Origin of the sequence: Pseudomonas putida, assembly GCF_022627325.1 — a bacterium.
Lineage (GTDB): Bacteria > Pseudomonadota > Gammaproteobacteria > Pseudomonadales > Pseudomonadaceae > Aquipseudomonas > Aquipseudomonas putida_X.
Genome location: NZ_JAETZZ010000002.1, coordinates 220,060 through 235,877, shown reverse-complemented (window position 1 = coordinate 235,877; position 15,818 = coordinate 220,060). Strand labels below are relative to the sequence as shown.

16 protein-coding genes are annotated in these 15,818 nt (G+C 62.3%); 11 read left to right on the top strand and 5 right to left on the bottom strand.

Features of this window, described 5'->3' with window-relative positions:
* Positions 1 to 54: 54 nt before the first annotated feature.
* Both JNA92_RS04980 and JNA92_RS04975 read left to right on the top strand, forming a co-directional pair.
* A complete protein-coding gene (locus tag JNA92_RS04980; protein WP_241803617.1) occupies positions 55 to 1,545 on the top strand; it encodes an aldehyde dehydrogenase in 1,491 nt (496 codons plus the stop codon).
* A gap of 22 nt (positions 1,546 to 1,567) precedes the next feature.
* A complete protein-coding gene (locus JNA92_RS04975; RefSeq protein ID WP_241803616.1) occupies positions 1,568 to 2,950 on the top strand; it encodes an aspartate aminotransferase family protein in 1,383 nt (460 codons plus the stop codon).
* A 177-nt stretch (positions 2,951 to 3,127) separates the two neighbouring features.
* Here the strand turns inward: JNA92_RS04975 and JNA92_RS04970 are convergent, their stop codons facing one another.
* Both JNA92_RS04970 and JNA92_RS04965 read right to left on the bottom strand, forming a co-directional pair.
* On the bottom strand, positions 3,128 to 5,128 hold the full coding sequence (locus JNA92_RS04970) for a peptidase U32 family protein (RefSeq protein WP_241803615.1): 2,001 nt from the start codon (positions 5,126 to 5,128) through the stop codon (positions 3,128 to 3,130).
* A gap of 152 nt (positions 5,129 to 5,280) precedes the next feature.
* Positions 5,281 to 5,640: a RidA family protein gene (locus JNA92_RS04965; RefSeq protein WP_241803614.1), complete on the bottom strand. Its 360-nt coding sequence runs from the start codon at positions 5,638 to 5,640 to the stop codon at positions 5,281 to 5,283.
* Positions 5,641 to 5,789: 149 nt separating this feature from the next.
* On the opposite strand from JNA92_RS04965, the gene JNA92_RS04960 reads away from it, so the two are divergent.
* The gene (locus tag JNA92_RS04960; RefSeq protein WP_241803613.1) at positions 5,790 to 6,485 is read left to right on the top strand and encodes a tRNA (adenine(22)-N(1))-methyltransferase; all 696 of its coding nucleotides are present in this window, start codon (positions 5,790 to 5,792) and stop codon (positions 6,483 to 6,485) included.
* A 1-nt stretch (position 6,486) separates the two neighbouring features.
* Here the strand turns inward: JNA92_RS04960 and JNA92_RS04955 are convergent, their stop codons facing one another.
* Positions 6,487 to 6,756, bottom strand: coding sequence for a DUF2790 domain-containing protein (locus tag JNA92_RS04955; protein ID WP_241803805.1), 270 nt, complete (start codon positions 6,754 to 6,756; stop codon positions 6,487 to 6,489).
* A 131-nt stretch (positions 6,757 to 6,887) separates the two neighbouring features.
* Between JNA92_RS04955 and JNA92_RS04950 the strand changes: the two genes are divergently transcribed.
* The 6 genes from JNA92_RS04950 (at position 6,888) to JNA92_RS04925 (ending at position 11,967) form a co-directional block, all read left to right on the top strand.
* Entirely contained in the window at positions 6,888 to 7,820 is a 933-nt protein-coding gene (locus JNA92_RS04950; protein ID WP_241803612.1) for a LysR family transcriptional regulator, read from the top strand.
* A gap of 106 nt (positions 7,821 to 7,926) precedes the next feature.
* Positions 7,927 to 10,185 carry a methyl-accepting chemotaxis protein gene (locus JNA92_RS04945; protein WP_431312449.1) on the top strand — a complete coding sequence of 753 codons (2,259 nt, stop codon included), beginning with the start codon at positions 7,927 to 7,929 and terminating at the stop codon, positions 10,183 to 10,185.
* A gap of 76 nt (positions 10,186 to 10,261) precedes the next feature.
* On the top strand, positions 10,262 to 10,462 hold the full coding sequence (locus JNA92_RS04940) for a DUF1289 domain-containing protein (protein ID WP_241803610.1): 201 nt from the start codon (positions 10,262 to 10,264) through the stop codon (positions 10,460 to 10,462).
* 78 nt (positions 10,463 to 10,540) lie between these two features.
* Positions 10,541 to 10,720, top strand: a complete 180-nt coding sequence (locus JNA92_RS04935; RefSeq protein WP_241803609.1) for a DUF2986 domain-containing protein — start codon at positions 10,541 to 10,543, stop codon at positions 10,718 to 10,720.
* The gene (gene crcB, locus JNA92_RS04930; protein ID WP_241803608.1) at positions 10,714 to 11,097 is read left to right on the top strand and encodes a fluoride efflux transporter CrcB; all 384 of its coding nucleotides are present in this window, start codon (positions 10,714 to 10,716) and stop codon (positions 11,095 to 11,097) included. Before JNA92_RS04935 ends, crcB begins: the two co-directional genes overlap by 7 nt.
* A 105-nt stretch (positions 11,098 to 11,202) precedes the next feature.
* On the top strand, positions 11,203 to 11,967 hold the full coding sequence (locus tag JNA92_RS04925) for a hypothetical protein (RefSeq protein ID WP_241803607.1): 765 nt from the start codon (positions 11,203 to 11,205) through the stop codon (positions 11,965 to 11,967).
* Between the two features lie 92 nt (positions 11,968 to 12,059).
* On the opposite strand, the gene JNA92_RS04920 is transcribed toward JNA92_RS04925, so the two are convergent.
* Both JNA92_RS04920 and JNA92_RS04915 read right to left on the bottom strand, forming a co-directional pair.
* On the bottom strand, positions 12,060 to 12,524 hold the full coding sequence (locus JNA92_RS04920; protein ID WP_241803606.1) for a hemerythrin domain-containing protein: 465 nt from the start codon (positions 12,522 to 12,524) through the stop codon (positions 12,060 to 12,062).
* Between the two features lie 39 nt (positions 12,525 to 12,563).
* Positions 12,564 to 13,421: an SDR family oxidoreductase gene (locus JNA92_RS04915; RefSeq protein WP_241803605.1), complete on the bottom strand. Its 858-nt coding sequence runs from the start codon at positions 13,419 to 13,421 to the stop codon at positions 12,564 to 12,566.
* 195 nt (positions 13,422 to 13,616) lie between these two features.
* On the opposite strand from JNA92_RS04915, the gene JNA92_RS04910 reads away from it, so the two are divergent.
* Complete coding sequence (locus tag JNA92_RS04910) at positions 13,617 to 14,141, top strand: hypothetical protein (protein ID WP_241803604.1); 525 nt, start codon at positions 13,617 to 13,619, stop codon at positions 14,139 to 14,141.
* Positions 14,142 to 14,268: 127 nt separating this feature from the next.
* Complete coding sequence (locus JNA92_RS04905) at positions 14,269 to 15,816, top strand: sensor histidine kinase (protein ID WP_241803603.1); 1,548 nt, start codon at positions 14,269 to 14,271, stop codon at positions 15,814 to 15,816.
* Positions 15,817 to 15,818: the final 2 nt, after the last annotated feature.

Below are 15,818 nucleotides of genomic sequence, written 5' to 3'. Positions count from 1 at the left end.
CCACCTCTACAACACCTGCAACCGGCCGCACGCGCGGCCGAAAGGGAGACCTGCGTGCATACGAAAAGCGATTGGCAGCAGCGCGCTGCACGGCAAAGCTTCATCACCACGGCGCTGATCGACGGCCGCCCGCTGGCCCCGCAGTCCGGGGAGACCTTCGATGCCATCAACCCGGCCAACCGGCAGTTGCTGGCCCAGGTCGCCGCGTGCGGCGATGCCGAAATCGACCAGGCAGTGCGTGCCGCGCGGCGCGCCTTCGAGCAAGGCCCCTGGGCGCGCATGGCACCTGCGGCACGCAAGGGCGTGTTGCTGCGCCTGGCCGAACTGATGATGGCCCACCGCGAGGAGCTGGCGCTGCTCGACTCGCTGAACATGGGCAAGCCCGTGATGGACGCCTACACCATCGACGTGCCAGGCGCGGCCAACGTATTCGCCTGGTACGGTGAGGCGCTGGACAAGGTTTACGACCAGGTCGCGCCAACGGCTGGCAATGCCCTGGCCACGGTCACGCGTGAAGCGCTGGGTGTGGTCGGCGCCGTGGTGCCATGGAATTTCCCGCTGGACATGGCTGCCTGGAAGGTCGCCCCGGCACTGGCCGCCGGCAACAGTGTGGTGCTCAAGCCCGCCGAGCAGTCGCCGTTCTCTGCCCTGCGCCTGGCCGAGCTGGCGCTGGAGGCAGGGGTGCCCGAAGGGGTGCTGAACGTGGTGCCGGGCCTGGGTGAAAGCGCTGGCCGTGCCCTTGGCCTGCACCCGGATGTGGATTGCCTGGTGTTCACCGGATCGACGCAGGTGGGCAAGTACTTCATGCAGTACTCGGCGCAATCAAACCTCAAGCAGGTGTGGCTGGAGTGTGGTGGCAAGAGCCCGAACCTGGTGTTCGACGACTGCCAGGACCTGGACCTGGCAGCAGAAAAAGCGGCCTTCGGCATCTTCTTCAACCAGGGCGAGGTGTGCTCTGCCAATTCGCGCCTTTATGTGCAGCGCTCGGTCCACGACGAATTCGTCGAGCGCCTGCTGGCCAAGGCCCGCCAGTGGCTGCCCGGCGATCCCCTGGACCCGGCCAGCCGTGCCGGCGCCATCGTCGACGACGCGCAGAGCGCACGCGTCATGGCGGCCATCGAGCAGGCCCAGGGCGACGGCGCCCGCCTGTTGTGCGGTGGCCAGCGGCTGAGCTTCAACGGCTCGAACAACTTCATCGCGCCGACCGTGTTCGCCGACGTGCGCCCGGATTCGGCCCTGGCCCGCGAAGAAGTATTCGGCCCCGTGCTGGCGATCACCGCCTTTGACGACGAAGCGCAGGCCGTACGCCTGGCCAACGACAGCGTTTACGGCCTGGCCGCCTCGCTGTGGAGCGACGACCTCAACCGCGCCCATCGTGTGGCCCGGCAGTTGAAGGCGGGCACTGTCTCGGTCAACACGGTCGATGCCCTCGATGTGGCGGTGCCCTTTGGTGGCGGCCGCCAGTCGGGCTTTGGCCGCGACCTGTCGCTGCACGCCTTCGACAAGTACACCCAGCTCAAGACCACCTGGTTCCAGCTGCGCTGACCCTCACTCACGGAGAACAACAATGAACGCCCCCTTCCAGCCGCAACGCGACACCCGCGACTACCAGGCCAGTGACGCGGCCCACCACATCCACGCCTTCCTTGACCAGAAGGCGCTCAACGCCGAAGGCCCGCGGGTGATCACCCGCGGCGAGCGCCTGTACCTGTGGGACAACGACGGCAGGCGCTACCTGGACGGCATGTCTGGCCTGTGGTGCACCCAGCTGGGCTACGGCCGCAAGGACCTGACTGCCGCCGCCGCCGCGCAGATGGACCAGCTGGCGTACTACAACATGTTCTTCCACACCACCCACCCGGCGGTGATCGAGCTGTCCGAACTGTTGTTCAGCCTGCTGCCCGGGCACTACAGCCACGCGATCTACACCAACTCCGGCTCCGAGGCCAACGAGGTGCTGATCCGCACCGTGCGCCGTTACTGGCAGGTGGTCGGGCAACCGAACAAGAAGGTCATGATCGGCCGCTGGAACGGCTACCACGGCTCGACCCTGGCCGCCACAGCGTTGGGCGGCATGAAGTTCATGCATGAAATGGGTGGGCTTATTCCGGATGTGGCGCACATCGATGAGCCGTACTGGTACGCCGAAGGCGGCGAGCTGAGCCCGGCCGAGTTCGGTCGTCGTTGTGCTTTGCAACTGGAGGAAAAGATCCTTGAACTGGGTGCAGAGAACGTTGCCGGTTTCATCGCCGAGCCGTTCCAGGGCGCGGGCGGGATGATCTTCCCGCCGCAAAGCTACTGGCCGGAAATCCAGCGTATCTGCCGCCAGTACGATGTGTTGCTGTGCGCGGACGAGGTGATCGGTGGCTTTGGCCGTACCGGTGAATGGTTCGCCCATGAGTACTTCGGTTTCGAGCCTGACACCCTGTCCATCGCCAAAGGCCTGACGTCGGGTTATGTGCCCATGGGTGGCCTGGTGCTGAGCAAGCGCATTGCCGAGGCTCTGGTGGAGCGGGGCGGGGTATTTGCCCACGGCCTGACGTATTCCGGCCACCCGGTGGCAGCCGCAGTGGCCATCGCCAACCTCAAGGCGCTGCGCGACGAAGGCATCGTCAAACAGGTCAAGGACGATACTGGCCCGTACCTGCAGCGCATCCTGCGTGAGGTATTTGCCAACCATCCGTTAATTGGCCAGGTGCAGGGCGCGGGGCTGGTGGCGGCGTTGCAGTTCGCCGAGGACAAGGGCAGCCGCAAGCGTTACGCCAATGAGAATGACCTGGCCTGGCAGTGCCGCACCTACGGGTTCGAGGAAGGTGTGATCATTCGTTCGACCCTGGGGCGGATGATCATGGCGCCGGCGCTGGTGGCCACGCATGGCGAGCTCGATGAGCTGGTGGACAAGACGCGCATGGCCGTGGACCGGACGGCGCGGGGCTTGGGGATTTTGTAAGGTTCCCAGGAGGGCTCGCGTTGCGAGCCATCGCCGGCAAGCCGGCTCCCACCTGGATCGCGCCGGCTTTTGGAAATGGGCAAGACCGGTGCTTGCACAGGTAAAGCGCAGGCCTGAAGAACTGCGCGGTCGTGGTGGGAGCCGGCTTGCCGGCGATGGGCCTTTACAGGCCCACCCTCAGTGCGGTGCCCGGGGGATGGTCTTGAGCAGGTCTTCCGGACTGATGTGCCCGACGACCTGTGCCACGGCACTGCCGGGTGTCGGCAGGTCGATGATGTGGCTCTTCATCTTGCCAACCACATGCATTTCGCATGGCTTGCAGTCGAACTTCAGGGTCAGCACTTCATCACCCTGGATCAGCTGCATCGGCGCCACCTTGGTGCGCACGCCGGTCACACCCTTGGCTTGTTTGGGGCACAGGTTGAACGAGAAACGCAGGCAGTGCTTGGTGATCATCACCGGCACTTCACCATGCTCCTCGTGCGCTTCGTACGCCGCATCGATCAATTGCACGCCGTGGCGGTGGTAGAAGTCGCGGGCCTTTTGGTTGTACACGTTGGCCAAAAACGACAGGTGCGACTCCGGGTAAACCGGCGGCGGCGTGGTCTCGGACTTGCGCCCGCCACGCGGGTGGGCCTTGATGCGCGCTTCGGTCAGCGCCTCGATGGCTTCGCGGCGCAGGGCCTTGAGCTGCGAGTTGGGGATGAAGTAAGCCTGCGGTGCGTCCAGCACGATGGCGTTGGCGTGGTACATCGTGGTACCCAACTGGCCGAGCAGGTCGTGCAACTGGTCCAGGGCCTGCTGGGGCTTGTTGGCTACGCCGAACGGGCCATCCAGAGCGACCTGCACACTGACGCCTTCCTCACTGCAAACACCCAGCATCAGGCGCTGCTCGGTGAGCACGGCGTGCCACTCCACACCGACACGGCGCTCGGCCGAGGTGCGCTGCAGGGCCTGCTGCCAGTTGTGGTCCAGGTTGCGCGACAGCGGGTGATTGGGCCGCAACTGATGCAGGCCTTCAGGCATCTCGTTGGGTTCGACCCGGTAGCGATAGCGCTTGTGGCCGTCTTCTTCGAACTCGCCACGCGGCTCAGCGATGTTGGCTCGGAAGCCCACCACTTCACGCTTGACCAGCACGTTGAGGCCATCGCCGTTGGTCAGCGGCACTTCGGTGACCACCTGCAGGTCGCGCTTGCCGACTTTTTCCACCACACCTACCGGCAGGCCGGTGAAGGTGGGTGAGTCGAAGGCGCCGATGTCCACCTTGCGGTCGGTGACGAAGTAGTCGGTGCTGCCGCGGTGGAAGGTCTTGTCGGGATCGGGGACGAAGAAGTGCTCGGTGCGGCCGCTGGAGGCACGGGCCAGGTCCGGGCGGTCTTCGAGAATGGCGTCGAGTTCTTTGCGGTAGTGGGCGGTGATGTTCTTCACATAGCCCATGTCCTTGTAGCGGCCCTCGATCTTGAACGAGCGCACCCCGGCATCGACCAGGTCGCGCAGGTTGGCGGTCTGGTTGTTGTCCTTCATCGACAGCAGGTGCTTCTCGAACGCCACCACGCGGCCCTGGTCGTCCTTGAGGGTGTAGGGCAGGCGGCAGGCCTGCGAGCAGTCGCCACGGTTGGCGCTGCGGCCGGTCTGGGCGTGGGAAATGTTGCACTGGCCGGAGAAGGCCACGCACAGCGCGCCGTGAATGAAGAACTCGATGGCTGCATCGGTCTCGGCGGCGATGGCGCGGATCTGCTGCAGGTTCAGTTCACGGGCCAGTACCAGCTGGGAGAAGCCGGCCTGGTCGAGGAACTTGGCCCGCTCCAGGGTGCGGATGTCGGTCTGGGTGCTGGCATGCAGCTCGATCGGCGGGATGTCCAGTTCCATCACCCCCAGGTCCTGCACGATCAGTGCATCGACGCCGGCATCGTACAGCTGATGGATAAGCTTGCGCGCCGGTTCCAGCTCGTTGTCGTGCAGGATGGTGTTGATGGTGGTGAACACGCGGGCGTGGTAACGCCGGGCGAACGTCACCAGCTCGGCGATTTCGCCGACTTCGTTGCAGGCGTTGTGGCGCGCGCCAAAGCTCGGGCCACCGATGTAGATGGCGTCAGCGCCGTGCAGGATCGCCTCACGGGCGATGGCCACGTCACGGGCAGGGCTGAGCAGTTCCAGGTGATTCTTTGGAAGGGACATGTCGTTATAGGTTCGGGCTGTCACGGTAGGGCGGCATTGTAGCGGGGAAATGGGCCAGTGGCATGCTCTGCCTGCCCGGAGGTGCTTGGCCGGTACTGCGTGCTGCTTGGGTTGGGGCCGCTTTGCAGCCCCTGGCGGTGGTACCGGCTGTGTCAGCCCTTGGCGGCCATGGCGGTCACTTCCACACGCATTTGCGGGTACGCCAGCGCCGCCACGCCCACGGCAGCACGCACCGGCCACGGCTTGCTGAAGAACCGCTGGTACACCTCGTTGAAGGCGGCGCGGTCGGCCATGTCGGTGAGGTAGATGGTCAGGTGCATGACCCGGTCCATGCCGCTGCCGGCCTTTTCCAGGGCTTCTTTGAGTGCCTGCAGGGTGCTTTCGCTCTGCTGCACGATATCGCCGTCCAGATCAGCAGGAATCTGGGTGGTGACCAGCACGCCGTTGAACTCGGCGACGTCGGAAGAAATGGATTCGGCATCGGAGTCGGGGGTGAAGATGATGTCGGTCATGAAGTGTTTGCCTTGCGACGGAAGGAAAGCCGCAAGCCTACGCGAGCACGGCGCAGGGGTCGAGCCACAGGCGCCGCTTAGCCCACGCGCATTGTAATACCGCGCCACGGCGGTCAGAATCGCGCCGATTGTTGAGCAAGGGGCTTGAGTTGAACGAACAGACATTGTCCATGCGCCTGGAACGCGTGGCGGCGCATGTGCCGCAAGGCGCGCGCCTGGCCGATATCGGCTCGGACCACGGCTACCTGCCGGTGGCCTTGGCGCTGCGTGGCACGATCGAAGCGGCCGTGGCCGGGGAAGTGGCGCATACGCCTTATGCGTCGGCCCAGCGCAATGTGCGCCGCAACGGCCTTGAGCAACGCATCACCATTCGCCTGGCCGATGGCCTGGAGGCGATCCAGGCGCAGGACCGCATCTCGGCGGTCAGTATCTGCGGCATGGGTGGCGACACTATGTGCGAAATACTGGAGCGGGGCAAGGCACGCCTGAGCGGCGGCGAGCGTTTGATCCTGCAGCCCAACGGCGGTGAGCGCGAGCTACGGGCCTGGCTGATGGCCAACGGGTATCGGATCGTCTGTGAAGAGGTGTTGCGTGAAAACCGCTTCGATTACGAGATCATCGTTGCCGAGCCGGGCGCAGCGGTGGTCTACAGTGCCGAAGAGTTGTATTTCGGGCCGGTGCTGATGCGTGAGAAAAGCCCTGCGTTCGTCACCAAGTGGCAACGCATGCTGCGTCAGAAGCAGCAGACCCTGGCCAACTTCGAACGCGCCCGGGATGCGATCGCGCAACACAAGCTGCAGGACTTTGCCAGGCAGGTTGGCTGGATCACCCAGGTGCTGGCCTGAGTCATTGCTGCGAGCAGTTACCCATTTCCCGGTAGTTGACCTCGTGGGTCTGGCCCTGATGGTCGACGTAGACCATGTGCGCGGTGCCCACCTGGCAATCGGCAATGTTGCTGGCCGGGGAGATCGAGACGACTTTGGCGACATCCAGCGGCATGCCGTATTCGTAGTTGGCGCTGTCGCTGGCGACCGGTTGGGCGGCGGCCGGGGCGGCCAAGGCACCGAACGAAGCAAAGGCGGCAGAGCACGCAAGCAACGCGATCGAGTTTTTGATGTTCATGGAAAGCTCCTTCATCAATGTTTAACCAATGATGTATTGTTTTGCTGTGCACAATAAATGGGCTAGGTCGTGATAGATTCCTGCCTTGAATGTACGAATAAGCACGAACCAAGGAGACCAGCCCCATGGACATGCTGCACGCCATGCGTACCTTCACCCGGGTAGTGGAGTGCGGCAGCTTCGCCGCCGCGGCCAACGCCCTGGACATTTCTGCCGCCCAGGTGTCGCGGATCGTCGCCGAGCTGGAAAACCAGCTGCAGACTCGTCTGCTGCACCGCACCACCCGGCGCCTGCGCATGAGTGAGGCCGGCGAGCGGTTTCTGGAACGCTCGCGGCAGATCATGCTGTTGACCGAGGAGGCGGTGGGCGAAGCGCGTGGCGCGCACCTGACCCCCCGTGGCAGGCTGCGCCTGCATTGCCCGCACGGCCTTGGCCTGTTGCTGATGCCGCTGGTGGCCGGCTACAACGCCCTATGCCCGGAGGTGGTGGTGGAGCTGACCCTGTCCCAGCGCAACCCCGACCCGCTGGTCGAAGGCCACGACGTGGTGATCACCCTGAACGAGGCGCTGCCCGACTCGCAGCTGATCGCTGTGCCGCTGGGCACCGTGTTCAGTATCCCTTGCGCTGCGCCCAGTTACCTGGATGCCCATGGCGTTCCCGAGCGGCCCGAAGACCTGCATGAACACCGGTGCCTGCGCATGGCGTACCCGATGTATGAAGGCGACTGGGTATTCCCGGAGGGGTTGGACCATTGCGTTATCTCGCCGCGCGACGGCTTCATGACCAACGTCGCCGACGCGATGCTGGTGGCCAGTGAACTGGGCATGGGCATCGGGCTATTGCCGTTCTACACCGCCAGCCAGGCGATCGAGCAGGGGCGCTTGCGGCGGCTGCTGGCGCCTTACCGTCTGCGCGAGTGTGCGCTGTATGCCATGTACCCTTCGCGGCACTACCTGGATGCCAAGGTGCGGACCTGGATCGACTATCTCAAGGAGCAGCTGCCGGCGCTGTTTGCGGGGCATGAACAGATTGTCGATGACACCCATTACTGGCGTTGAATCAGATCCGGTGCTCTCGCGGAAAAGGTGGCAGTAAACACCGACCCCTATTGGCGCATGTGCCAATTTTTGCCCGTCATTGGTGCAAATTTGGCGTACAGAGGGCATGGCTACCTACCTAATCATTAGCTTGCATACGAGTTGGCGCAGTACTTGCTATCACTTTGCCATTGTGGTGTCGCGTATGGTGAAGATAATGTCGCTTTCAAGTGGTTCCATGCAGTTGTCATCGGGTGAGCAGCGTTGGCTGCCGTGGTTCGGAAAAACCGGCAAGCTCAGCATGGGCTGGTCGTGCGGGCTCAACCGAGCGATGTATCCGGTCATCGAACAGACTTTCGAAGCCATGGCCCAGACGCGCATGCAATTGTTGCAAAGCTGGGCGCGTGAACAGTGGGAGCACCTGGCCGAACTCGCTGAGAACCTTGCCCCGTCAGTGGCTCACGCCGACCGCACTGCTTTGCTGGACAAGCTGGCCCAGGCGAACGATTTCTCGGAACTCTTCATCGTCGATACCGATGGCAGGGTTGTGCTATCGAGTTGGGCGCAACGAAGCAACGGCCAACCCATCGCACAGCGTGGCGCGTTGGCCCAAGGGCTGAAAGCGCCATTCCTGCACGGCCCGTATGTCGATCCGCTGACCTTGCAGGTCGGCCCTTCTTCATCGCGGTTTCACGATGAAGTCACGTTGATGTTCTACCAACCGCTCAAAGCCCAAGGGAAGGTTTACGGTTGCCTCTGCGGCCGGGTGCCCAACGATGTGGTGGGCGACCTGATCCAGCGCGAAGCCGGGCATATCTATGCCGAGTCCGGTGACAATTACCTGTTCATGGCGCAATCGCATTTCGACCCTGCTATCGCACCGGGCACCGCCCTGTCGCGCTCACGTTTCGAGGATGGCACCTTCACCCACGGGGAGAACCTCAAGAGTGGGGTGCATACGGCGTGGAGCACCGTTCAGGTCCAGCGCCACACCGAGCTCGAACTGCGGTTTACCGACCCTGCCACCGGCGAGCTTCATCCCGGTGTTCGGGAAACCATCCGTCAGGGCGCCAACCTGTTCGTGACTTACCCTGGCTATTCGGACTATCGCCATGTGCCCGTGGTGGGCAAAGGCGTCACATTCCAGTTGCCGGGGTCGCCGGACCGGTGGGGCATGATGTGCGAAGCCGATCTGGAGGAAGTCTATCGGCGCCGCTCGCTCAGCTACGGGTTGATGAAGCCCTACATCGCCATCATGGCGGGCGTGTTTGGTTGCAACTTTCTGGTGCAACACTACGCGGGCTTCGGGCAAGGCATCGCCGATGCGTTGCTGGCGCTGGCCATGCTGGCTGCCACGCTGCTGTTCAGTGCAGTGGGGCCAAGGCGGCTGGCTGCCAGGTTCAATGGCATGACCGATGTGCTGCGTACCATCGCCGAGGGTGAGGGCAACCTGCGCCAACGGCTGGATACCACGACCATGGCCAATGACGAAAGTGGCGACATGGCGCGCTGGATCAACAGTTTCATCGACCGCTTGGACTCGGTGGTAGGCCAGGTGGTCAAGGCCAGCCGCACGGTGGGCGCCACCAACCAGATGATGCTGGGCCGCAGCCACGAAGCGAGCGTCACCTCCACCGAGGTGGCCGAGGCGGTGCACCAGATGATGATCATCATGGAGGAGCAACTGGGCGAGCTGCAGCAGGCCTCGGTCAGCGCAGAACAGATGAAGCAGGCCATGGACGAGGTGGTCAGCCGTGCCCGCGAGCAGTATCTGGCGGTACAGGCGGGCACCCAGTCGATTCGGGATGTGGTAGCGCGCTCGTCTTCCAGTGTGCAACTGCTCGACAGCCGGATGGCGCAGATCAGCAACATCAGCGGGCTGATCAGCGACATCACCAACCAGACCAACCTGCTGGCCCTCAATGCCGCCATCGAGGCCGCCCGCGCGGGCGAGCATGGCCGAGGTTTCGCGGTGGTGGCCGATGAAGTGCGCAGCCTGGCGGCGCGCACGGCGCGTGCGGCCGACGACATCCGGCACATGGTCACCGGGCTGCAGAGCGAAACCGGGCAAGCCGTCAGCTTCATGGAGCAGGGCGTACAGAACGTCGATGACAGCCTGCGCCTGGCCGAGGACGCTTCATCGGAGAACGTCCAGCTGCACCAGGCGGTAGAGAGCATGTTCCTGATCATCCAGCAGCTCAACCAGCGCAGCCTGGCTTATGGCAAGACCATTGAGCAGGTCAACCAGTCTTCCAGCGAAATGCGCCAGACGGCGGTGGTCCTGCAAAGCAGCGCTGAGACGGTGAAGGCCAATGCCAGCAAGCTGCAGAAGCTGGTCGGGCAGTTCGAGGTCAGCAGCGACACCAGGCCGGCCGCGGCGGCTTGAGGGCCACTGGGACGCTCCGGTTTCACCGCATCTGGCCGCCTTACGTTATCATCCGCGGCCATGACCGGAGCAGCCCATGGCCAAAGACATCGATAACCCTTGCGTCTCGCTTTGCCAGCTCAACAGCGAGCTGTGCGTGAGCTGTGGCCGAACCCGTGATGAAATCCGCAAGTGGCGCGGCATGAAACGCCCGGAGAAGATGGCCACCGTGCAGCGCGCTGCGACGCGGATGAAGGCCATCGTCAAGAAAAACGCCAAGCGCCAGGGCAACGAGTGATTCACCGGACCGCCCAGGGCCTGAATACATCCCTTAAGATGTTGCCTGCCTGATCAACCCTTTGTACCGAGTGGCACCATGAACCGTCGCAAGAAAATCAAACAGTTGCTGCAAGCACACCAGAAAAAAGCCGCCGCCAAACTGGCACCGCGCAGCAAGCCTAAATACATTTGCAAGGCCGATCGGTTGAAGCTGGCAGCTGAAGCCGCTACCGAGTGCCCGCCAACTCTTTGCCCGGAGCGTGATGCCGTATGTTGAAGTCGCTATTGGCCATTGGCGTCGGTGCCATGGTCGGTGCCTGGTTGCGCTGGGGGCTGGGCGTCAAGCTCAATGCACTTTTCCCCGCCGTGCCGCCCGGTACGCTGCTGGCCAACCTCATGGGTGGCTACATCATTGGCTTGTCCATCGCCTTCTTCTCTGCATCGCCGTCGCTCAGCCCCGAATGGCGCCTGCTGCTGATCACTGGGTTTTGTGGCGGCTTGACCACGTTCTCGACCTTTTCCGCAGAGGTCGTGTCGCTTATTCAGGAGGGGCGTATTTCATGGGCCCTGGGCTCCATCGCTGTGCATGTCACGGGTTCTTTGTTGATGACTGCAGCAGGCCTTGCGACGTTCTACTTCTTCAGCGGGCGCTAAAAATCGGAGTAAAGCTGCTGCGGTTCCATTAGCATTGGGCGCTTGTCTGCTGCCTTGCAGGCACGATGAGCCCACCCTTGTCTTTTGAAACCGACGCTGCCCTCAATGACTGCCTTCTACCTCAAGTTCCTGATCACCCCGACCCTCATGCTGGCCATCTCGCTGGCGGCCAGGCGCTGGGGCACGCAGATCGGCGGGCTGCTCTCCGGGTTGCCAGTCACCTCGGCATTGGTCATGTTGTTCCTCAGCCTTGAACAGGGCCCGGGTTTTGCCTTGCAGGCGGTGCCTGGCGCATTGGCAGGGGTGGCTGCGGTACAAGCAACCTATCTGTTCTACTTCCTGGTGACACGGCGTGTGTCCGCCTTCACCGGTTGCATCACGGCCCTGGCGGTTTACGCCTGTACCGCCTTTGTGATGAGCCGCTTGGGTGGGGTGGCATTGTCCGTCGGGGTGACATTGGTCCTGCTTACGCTGATCATCATCCTCAGCTCGAACAACACGCAGACCGGCGCCGCCAAGGTTGTGCCATTGCCGCGCTGGGTGATTCCCATGCGCATGCTCACGGCAACCCTGCTGTTGCTGGCGATCACTGCCAGTGCCCAATGGCTGGGGCCGGTAGCCAGCGGCCTGCTGGCACCCATCCCGGTGATCGCCTGGCCGCTGGCGGTGTTCGCCCATGTTCAGGGCGGCCATCAGGAACTGGGGGCGATCGTGCGTGGCAATGCCATCGGCGCTGTAGGGGTGCTGGGCTTCTACCTGGCGGTGAAAAGCTCGATCGAGCCGTTGGGTACGGTACCGTCCATTACGGGTGCAGTCGTGCTGGCCGTGGTGGCAACGTTCGTGCTGGCGAAAATGCTCGGCAAACGCTGAGGGGAGGGCAGGCGTAGGGTTTCAAAGCCCTGCCCACAGGCCCCGCAGCATCTGCCAGCGCATTTCAGGCTTTCTGCTTTGCAGCTTTTGCTTCACGCGGCGCGCTGCTCACCCTTGAGCATCTTTTTATGCGCTTGCATGGCTTGGCCCATTTCTTCCAGCAGGTCTTTGCTCAACAGCTTTTTCGCAGTGGGAAACAACTCGTCTTCCTCTTCTTCGATATGGTGCTCGAGCAACTCTTTCATCACTTTGACCCGGCCAGCGAATTCGAGCGTGCCGGTTTCGGTGTGCAGCAGGTCGGGTAACACCAGCGCGTCGACGGTGCGGTGTTCCTCTTTCGCCTCGTAATACATTTTCGCTTCTTCCTTGCCTCCGGCCTGTTTGATGGCTGGGTAAAGGATCTCTTCTTCCAGTGCGGTATGGATCTGCAACTCCTGTTCGATCCGGTGCAGGAGTTCGGCACGCTTTTTCACGGCGCGTTCGGTGGTAGAAGACAGTTCGTCCAGCAGCTTCTTAACCAGCTTGTGGTCCTGGATCAGCAGGTCGATAGCGTTCATGTTGCACCTCATCGCGGTTTGGGAATCAAGGCCTTGGGATCAAAGAATGGGTTTGCCGCCAGTCACGGCATAGCGCGCGCCGGAGATGTAGCTGGCCTCATCGGAGCCCAGCAGGACGTAAACCGGGGCCACCTCGACCGGTTGGCCCGGCCGGCCCATCGGATAGGCTGACCCGAAGTTCTTCACCGCCTCATCGGGCATGGTGGCAGGGATCAGTGGGGTCCAGATCGGGCCTGGTGCCACACTGTTGACCCGCACGCCTTTGTCTCCCAGCAACTGGGCCAGCCCGGCGGTGAAGTTGGCGATGGCACCTTTGGTAGTGGCATAGGCCAGCAACTGGGGTGACGGGTCATCGGAATTGACCGAACTGGTGTTGATGATCGAGCTGCCTTTGGGCATCGACGGGAGCGCCCGCTGGCAAATGCGGAATATGGCCGTGATGTTCACGTCGAACGTCATGACCCATTCGTCATCGTCGATTTCATCGAGGCTTTCGTGCGCCATCTGAAACGCGGCGTTATTGACCAGGATGTCGATACGGCCGAACTGCTCCACGGTCTTGTCAACGATGTCGTAGCAGTGCTGTTTATGGGCCAGGTCCCCAGGCAGCAGGAGGCAGCGCCGGCCAGCAGCCTGGACCCACTGGGCGGTTTCTTGCGCATCGTCGTGCTCATCGAGATAAGCGAGGGCAATGTCCGCGCCTTCGCGGGCGTAGGCGATGGCGACTGCACGGCCGATCCCGCTGTCGGCGCCGGTGATCAGCGCTATCTTGCCGGTGAGCCGACCGCTGCCGGTGTAGGTGTGCTCTCCGCAGTCCGGGGTGGGCTCCATCTTGCGCTGTGAACCCGGAACGCTTTGCGGTTGTGAGGGAAACGGAGGGGTGGGGTAGTCACGCATGGTGCAAGCTCCTGCAGTTGGAAAGCGCATACCTGTTCGAAAGATGCCCCAAGGGTTTGTTGAGCGCGATCGCGCATTAGACCGACGAGCGGTTGGGTCGGCATCGTGACTGAATTTTCATTGCCCACCCGGTTCTACCGCTCAAGCGCCTACCGCCATCCGGGGTATGGCTCAGCCAGTGCCAGGAGTCGCCACGTGCCGCGAATCATCACCCCTACCACCCCTGAACACGAGATCGATGCACACAATGCGAGGATGTTTGGTTCGCCGAAGGAGCGGCTGGACTTCTACCGCAGGGAAATCCAGTACGAAACCACCATCCTGGCCAACCGCACCGATGCCTACCTGGCCGCTCAGTCATTCCTGGTCATCGCTTTCGTGTCGTCCATGGGCAACCTGAACCAGAGCTGGGGGGAGATGTTCACCCTCCTGGTGCCTGCCTTTCTGGCCTTGCTGGGCGTGATGAGTACGCTCAATGCCTGGCCAGGCATTCGCGCGGCATATCGCATCATCGATCACTGGCAGGTCAAGCAAAGCAACCTGCTGCTCAGTGAGCCCATGATGGGCTTGGCCTACGATGAATCGCCGCTGTTCTGCGAGGCGGAAACCTCCCGTGCAGGGCACCGCAAGTCACTGCTCTTTTCGCTGCGTACGCCTTGGCTTTTTCTCGGTTTCTGGCTGTTACTGGGCAGTTACTCGATTTATATCCAGCTGGCATGATCAGATTCACTGCTGGGAGTTGCACCAAAGCGATAAGCGGTGGTACACCAGATCCGATGTAGCCTACAGCCGCTTCTGCAGGGGCTAACCTTAGAACGGCATTTTTCAGCGCCCTGGAAGATTATTGATGCAGCAGCTGCCCCCTGATGAGACCATTCGTGCCGCCCTCAGGAGATCCCAAGCCCGGCTGCAAAGGCAGCATGAGCTGGTGGTCGAGTACGCGGTCATGTCGCTTAAATCCACCAACCTGGATGAGTTGCTGGACCAGGCTTGCGCATTGGTCGCAAAAGGCATGCAAACCCGATTCGCCAAGATCCTCATGCCCATTCCCGATACTGACCGGTTCCTGCTGACGCATGGGGTAGGGTGGGATGAAGCCGATATCGGCCACGCCACCGTGGGCGCCGACGAGGCCAGCCCTGCCGGGTTTGCCATCCAGACCTACCGGCCTGTGATTTCCAATCATCTGGGCCAGGAGCAGCGCTTCAGAACGCCGGATTTGCTGAAAAAGTACGGTATCGAGCGTGCCATCAACGTGCCTATCAGGGGCGCATTGCTGCCTTTTGGGGTACTTGAGGCGGACAGTAGCGATGGTGAAGACTTCATTGAAAGCGATCTGGTCTTCCTTGAAGGCATCTCCAACGTCATCTCCATGGCGGTAGAGCGGCTGACCGCAGGGGCTGACGCTCAGTTGGTCGACCCCTATTCGGAAAGCATGCTCAACGCCAGCCCGGACTGTGTGAACGTGCTGTCCAGCAGCGGTGACATCGAGTTCATGAACGAGGCCGGGCTGGCGTTGATGCACATCGACGACCTGGCGCAGGTCAAAGGCCAGCCATGGTTGCAGCTTTGGCTTGACGATTCGCGCCCGGCGGTGCAGGAGGCTTTGGAAAAGGTCGCCAGAGGCGAGTCGACCCGCTTCGAAGGGGTCTGCCCTACTGGCCAGCAAGTGCTCAAATGGTGGGACGTCACGGTCGCCCCGGTCCTGGGCGCCGATGGCCAGCTGGAAAAGATCATTGCCGTATCCAGAGACATCACCGAACGGCACTATTACGAGGCGCAGTTGCTGTCGCTGATCGAGTCTCAGAATTCCAGGCTCAACAAGACCGACCTGCATCTCGAAGAAATCCATCACCGCGTCAAGAACAGCCTGCACCTGGTCAATACGCTGCTGCTGTTGCAAGCGAACCTGACGCCGGATGCCGCGGTAAAGCTGCAACTGGAGACGGCAGCGGGGCGGGTCTTGACCATTGCCAGCGTGCACGAACGGCTCTATCAAACGGCCGACCAGGAGGTACTTGCCTGCGACTACCTCAGCGCCTTGCTCGGTGACCTGGGAAGGGCGCTGGCCGACCGCAAGATCGTCCTTGACGCTGACCCGTTCACCCTGCTGCCGGAAAGGATGGCACCGCTGGGGCTGGTCATTTCAGAACTGATCACCAACGCCCTGAAATACGGCAAAGGCATCATCGAAGTCAGTGTGCGCGATGCCGGTGACCACGCCTTGATCACCGTGACCGACGAGGGTGATGGTTTTCCTGCTACTTATCCCAAACCGAGCGGGACGGGCCTTGGAATGCGGCTTGTCAGAAGTTACTCAGGCTATGGAAGCTCGGCGATCTCGATCGATGCCTACAAAGGCAAAAGCACCATCCACGTTCGCTTCAAACTTTGACA

What these genes read in the sequence shown, in the direction of transcription:
- JNA92_RS04975 (WP_241803616.1), top strand. Translation starts at nt 1,568, where the DNA reads ATGAACGCCCCCTTCCAGCCGCAACGCGACACCCGCGACTACCAGGCC.
- JNA92_RS04940 (WP_241803610.1), top strand. Translation starts at nt 10,262, where the DNA reads ATGGCCAAAGACATCGATAACCCTTGCGTCTCGCTTTGCCAGCTCAAC.
- JNA92_RS04905 (WP_241803603.1), top strand. Translation starts at nt 14,269, where the DNA reads ATGCAGCAGCTGCCCCCTGATGAGACCATTCGTGCCGCCCTCAGGAGA.
- JNA92_RS04965 (WP_241803614.1), bottom strand. Translation starts at nt 5,640, where the DNA reads ATGACCGACATCATCTTCACCCCCGACTCCGATGCCGAATCCATTTCT.
- JNA92_RS04920 (WP_241803606.1), bottom strand. Translation starts at nt 12,524, where the DNA reads ATGAACGCTATCGACCTGCTGATCCAGGACCACAAGCTGGTTAAGAAG.
- JNA92_RS04915 (WP_241803605.1), bottom strand. Translation starts at nt 13,421, where the DNA reads ATGCGTGACTACCCCACCCCTCCGTTTCCCTCACAACCGCAAAGCGTT.
- JNA92_RS04970 (WP_241803615.1), bottom strand. Translation starts at nt 5,128, where the DNA reads ATGTCCCTTCCAAAGAATCACCTGGAACTGCTCAGCCCTGCCCGTGAC.
- JNA92_RS04925 (WP_241803607.1), top strand. Translation starts at nt 11,203, where the DNA reads ATGACTGCCTTCTACCTCAAGTTCCTGATCACCCCGACCCTCATGCTG.
- JNA92_RS04935 (WP_241803609.1), top strand. Translation starts at nt 10,541, where the DNA reads ATGAACCGTCGCAAGAAAATCAAACAGTTGCTGCAAGCACACCAGAAA.
- JNA92_RS04950 (WP_241803612.1), top strand. Translation starts at nt 6,888, where the DNA reads ATGGACATGCTGCACGCCATGCGTACCTTCACCCGGGTAGTGGAGTGC.
- JNA92_RS04945 (WP_431312449.1), top strand. Translation starts at nt 7,927, where the DNA reads ATGGCTACCTACCTAATCATTAGCTTGCATACGAGTTGGCGCAGTACT.
- crcB (WP_241803608.1), top strand. Translation starts at nt 10,714, where the DNA reads ATGTTGAAGTCGCTATTGGCCATTGGCGTCGGTGCCATGGTCGGTGCC.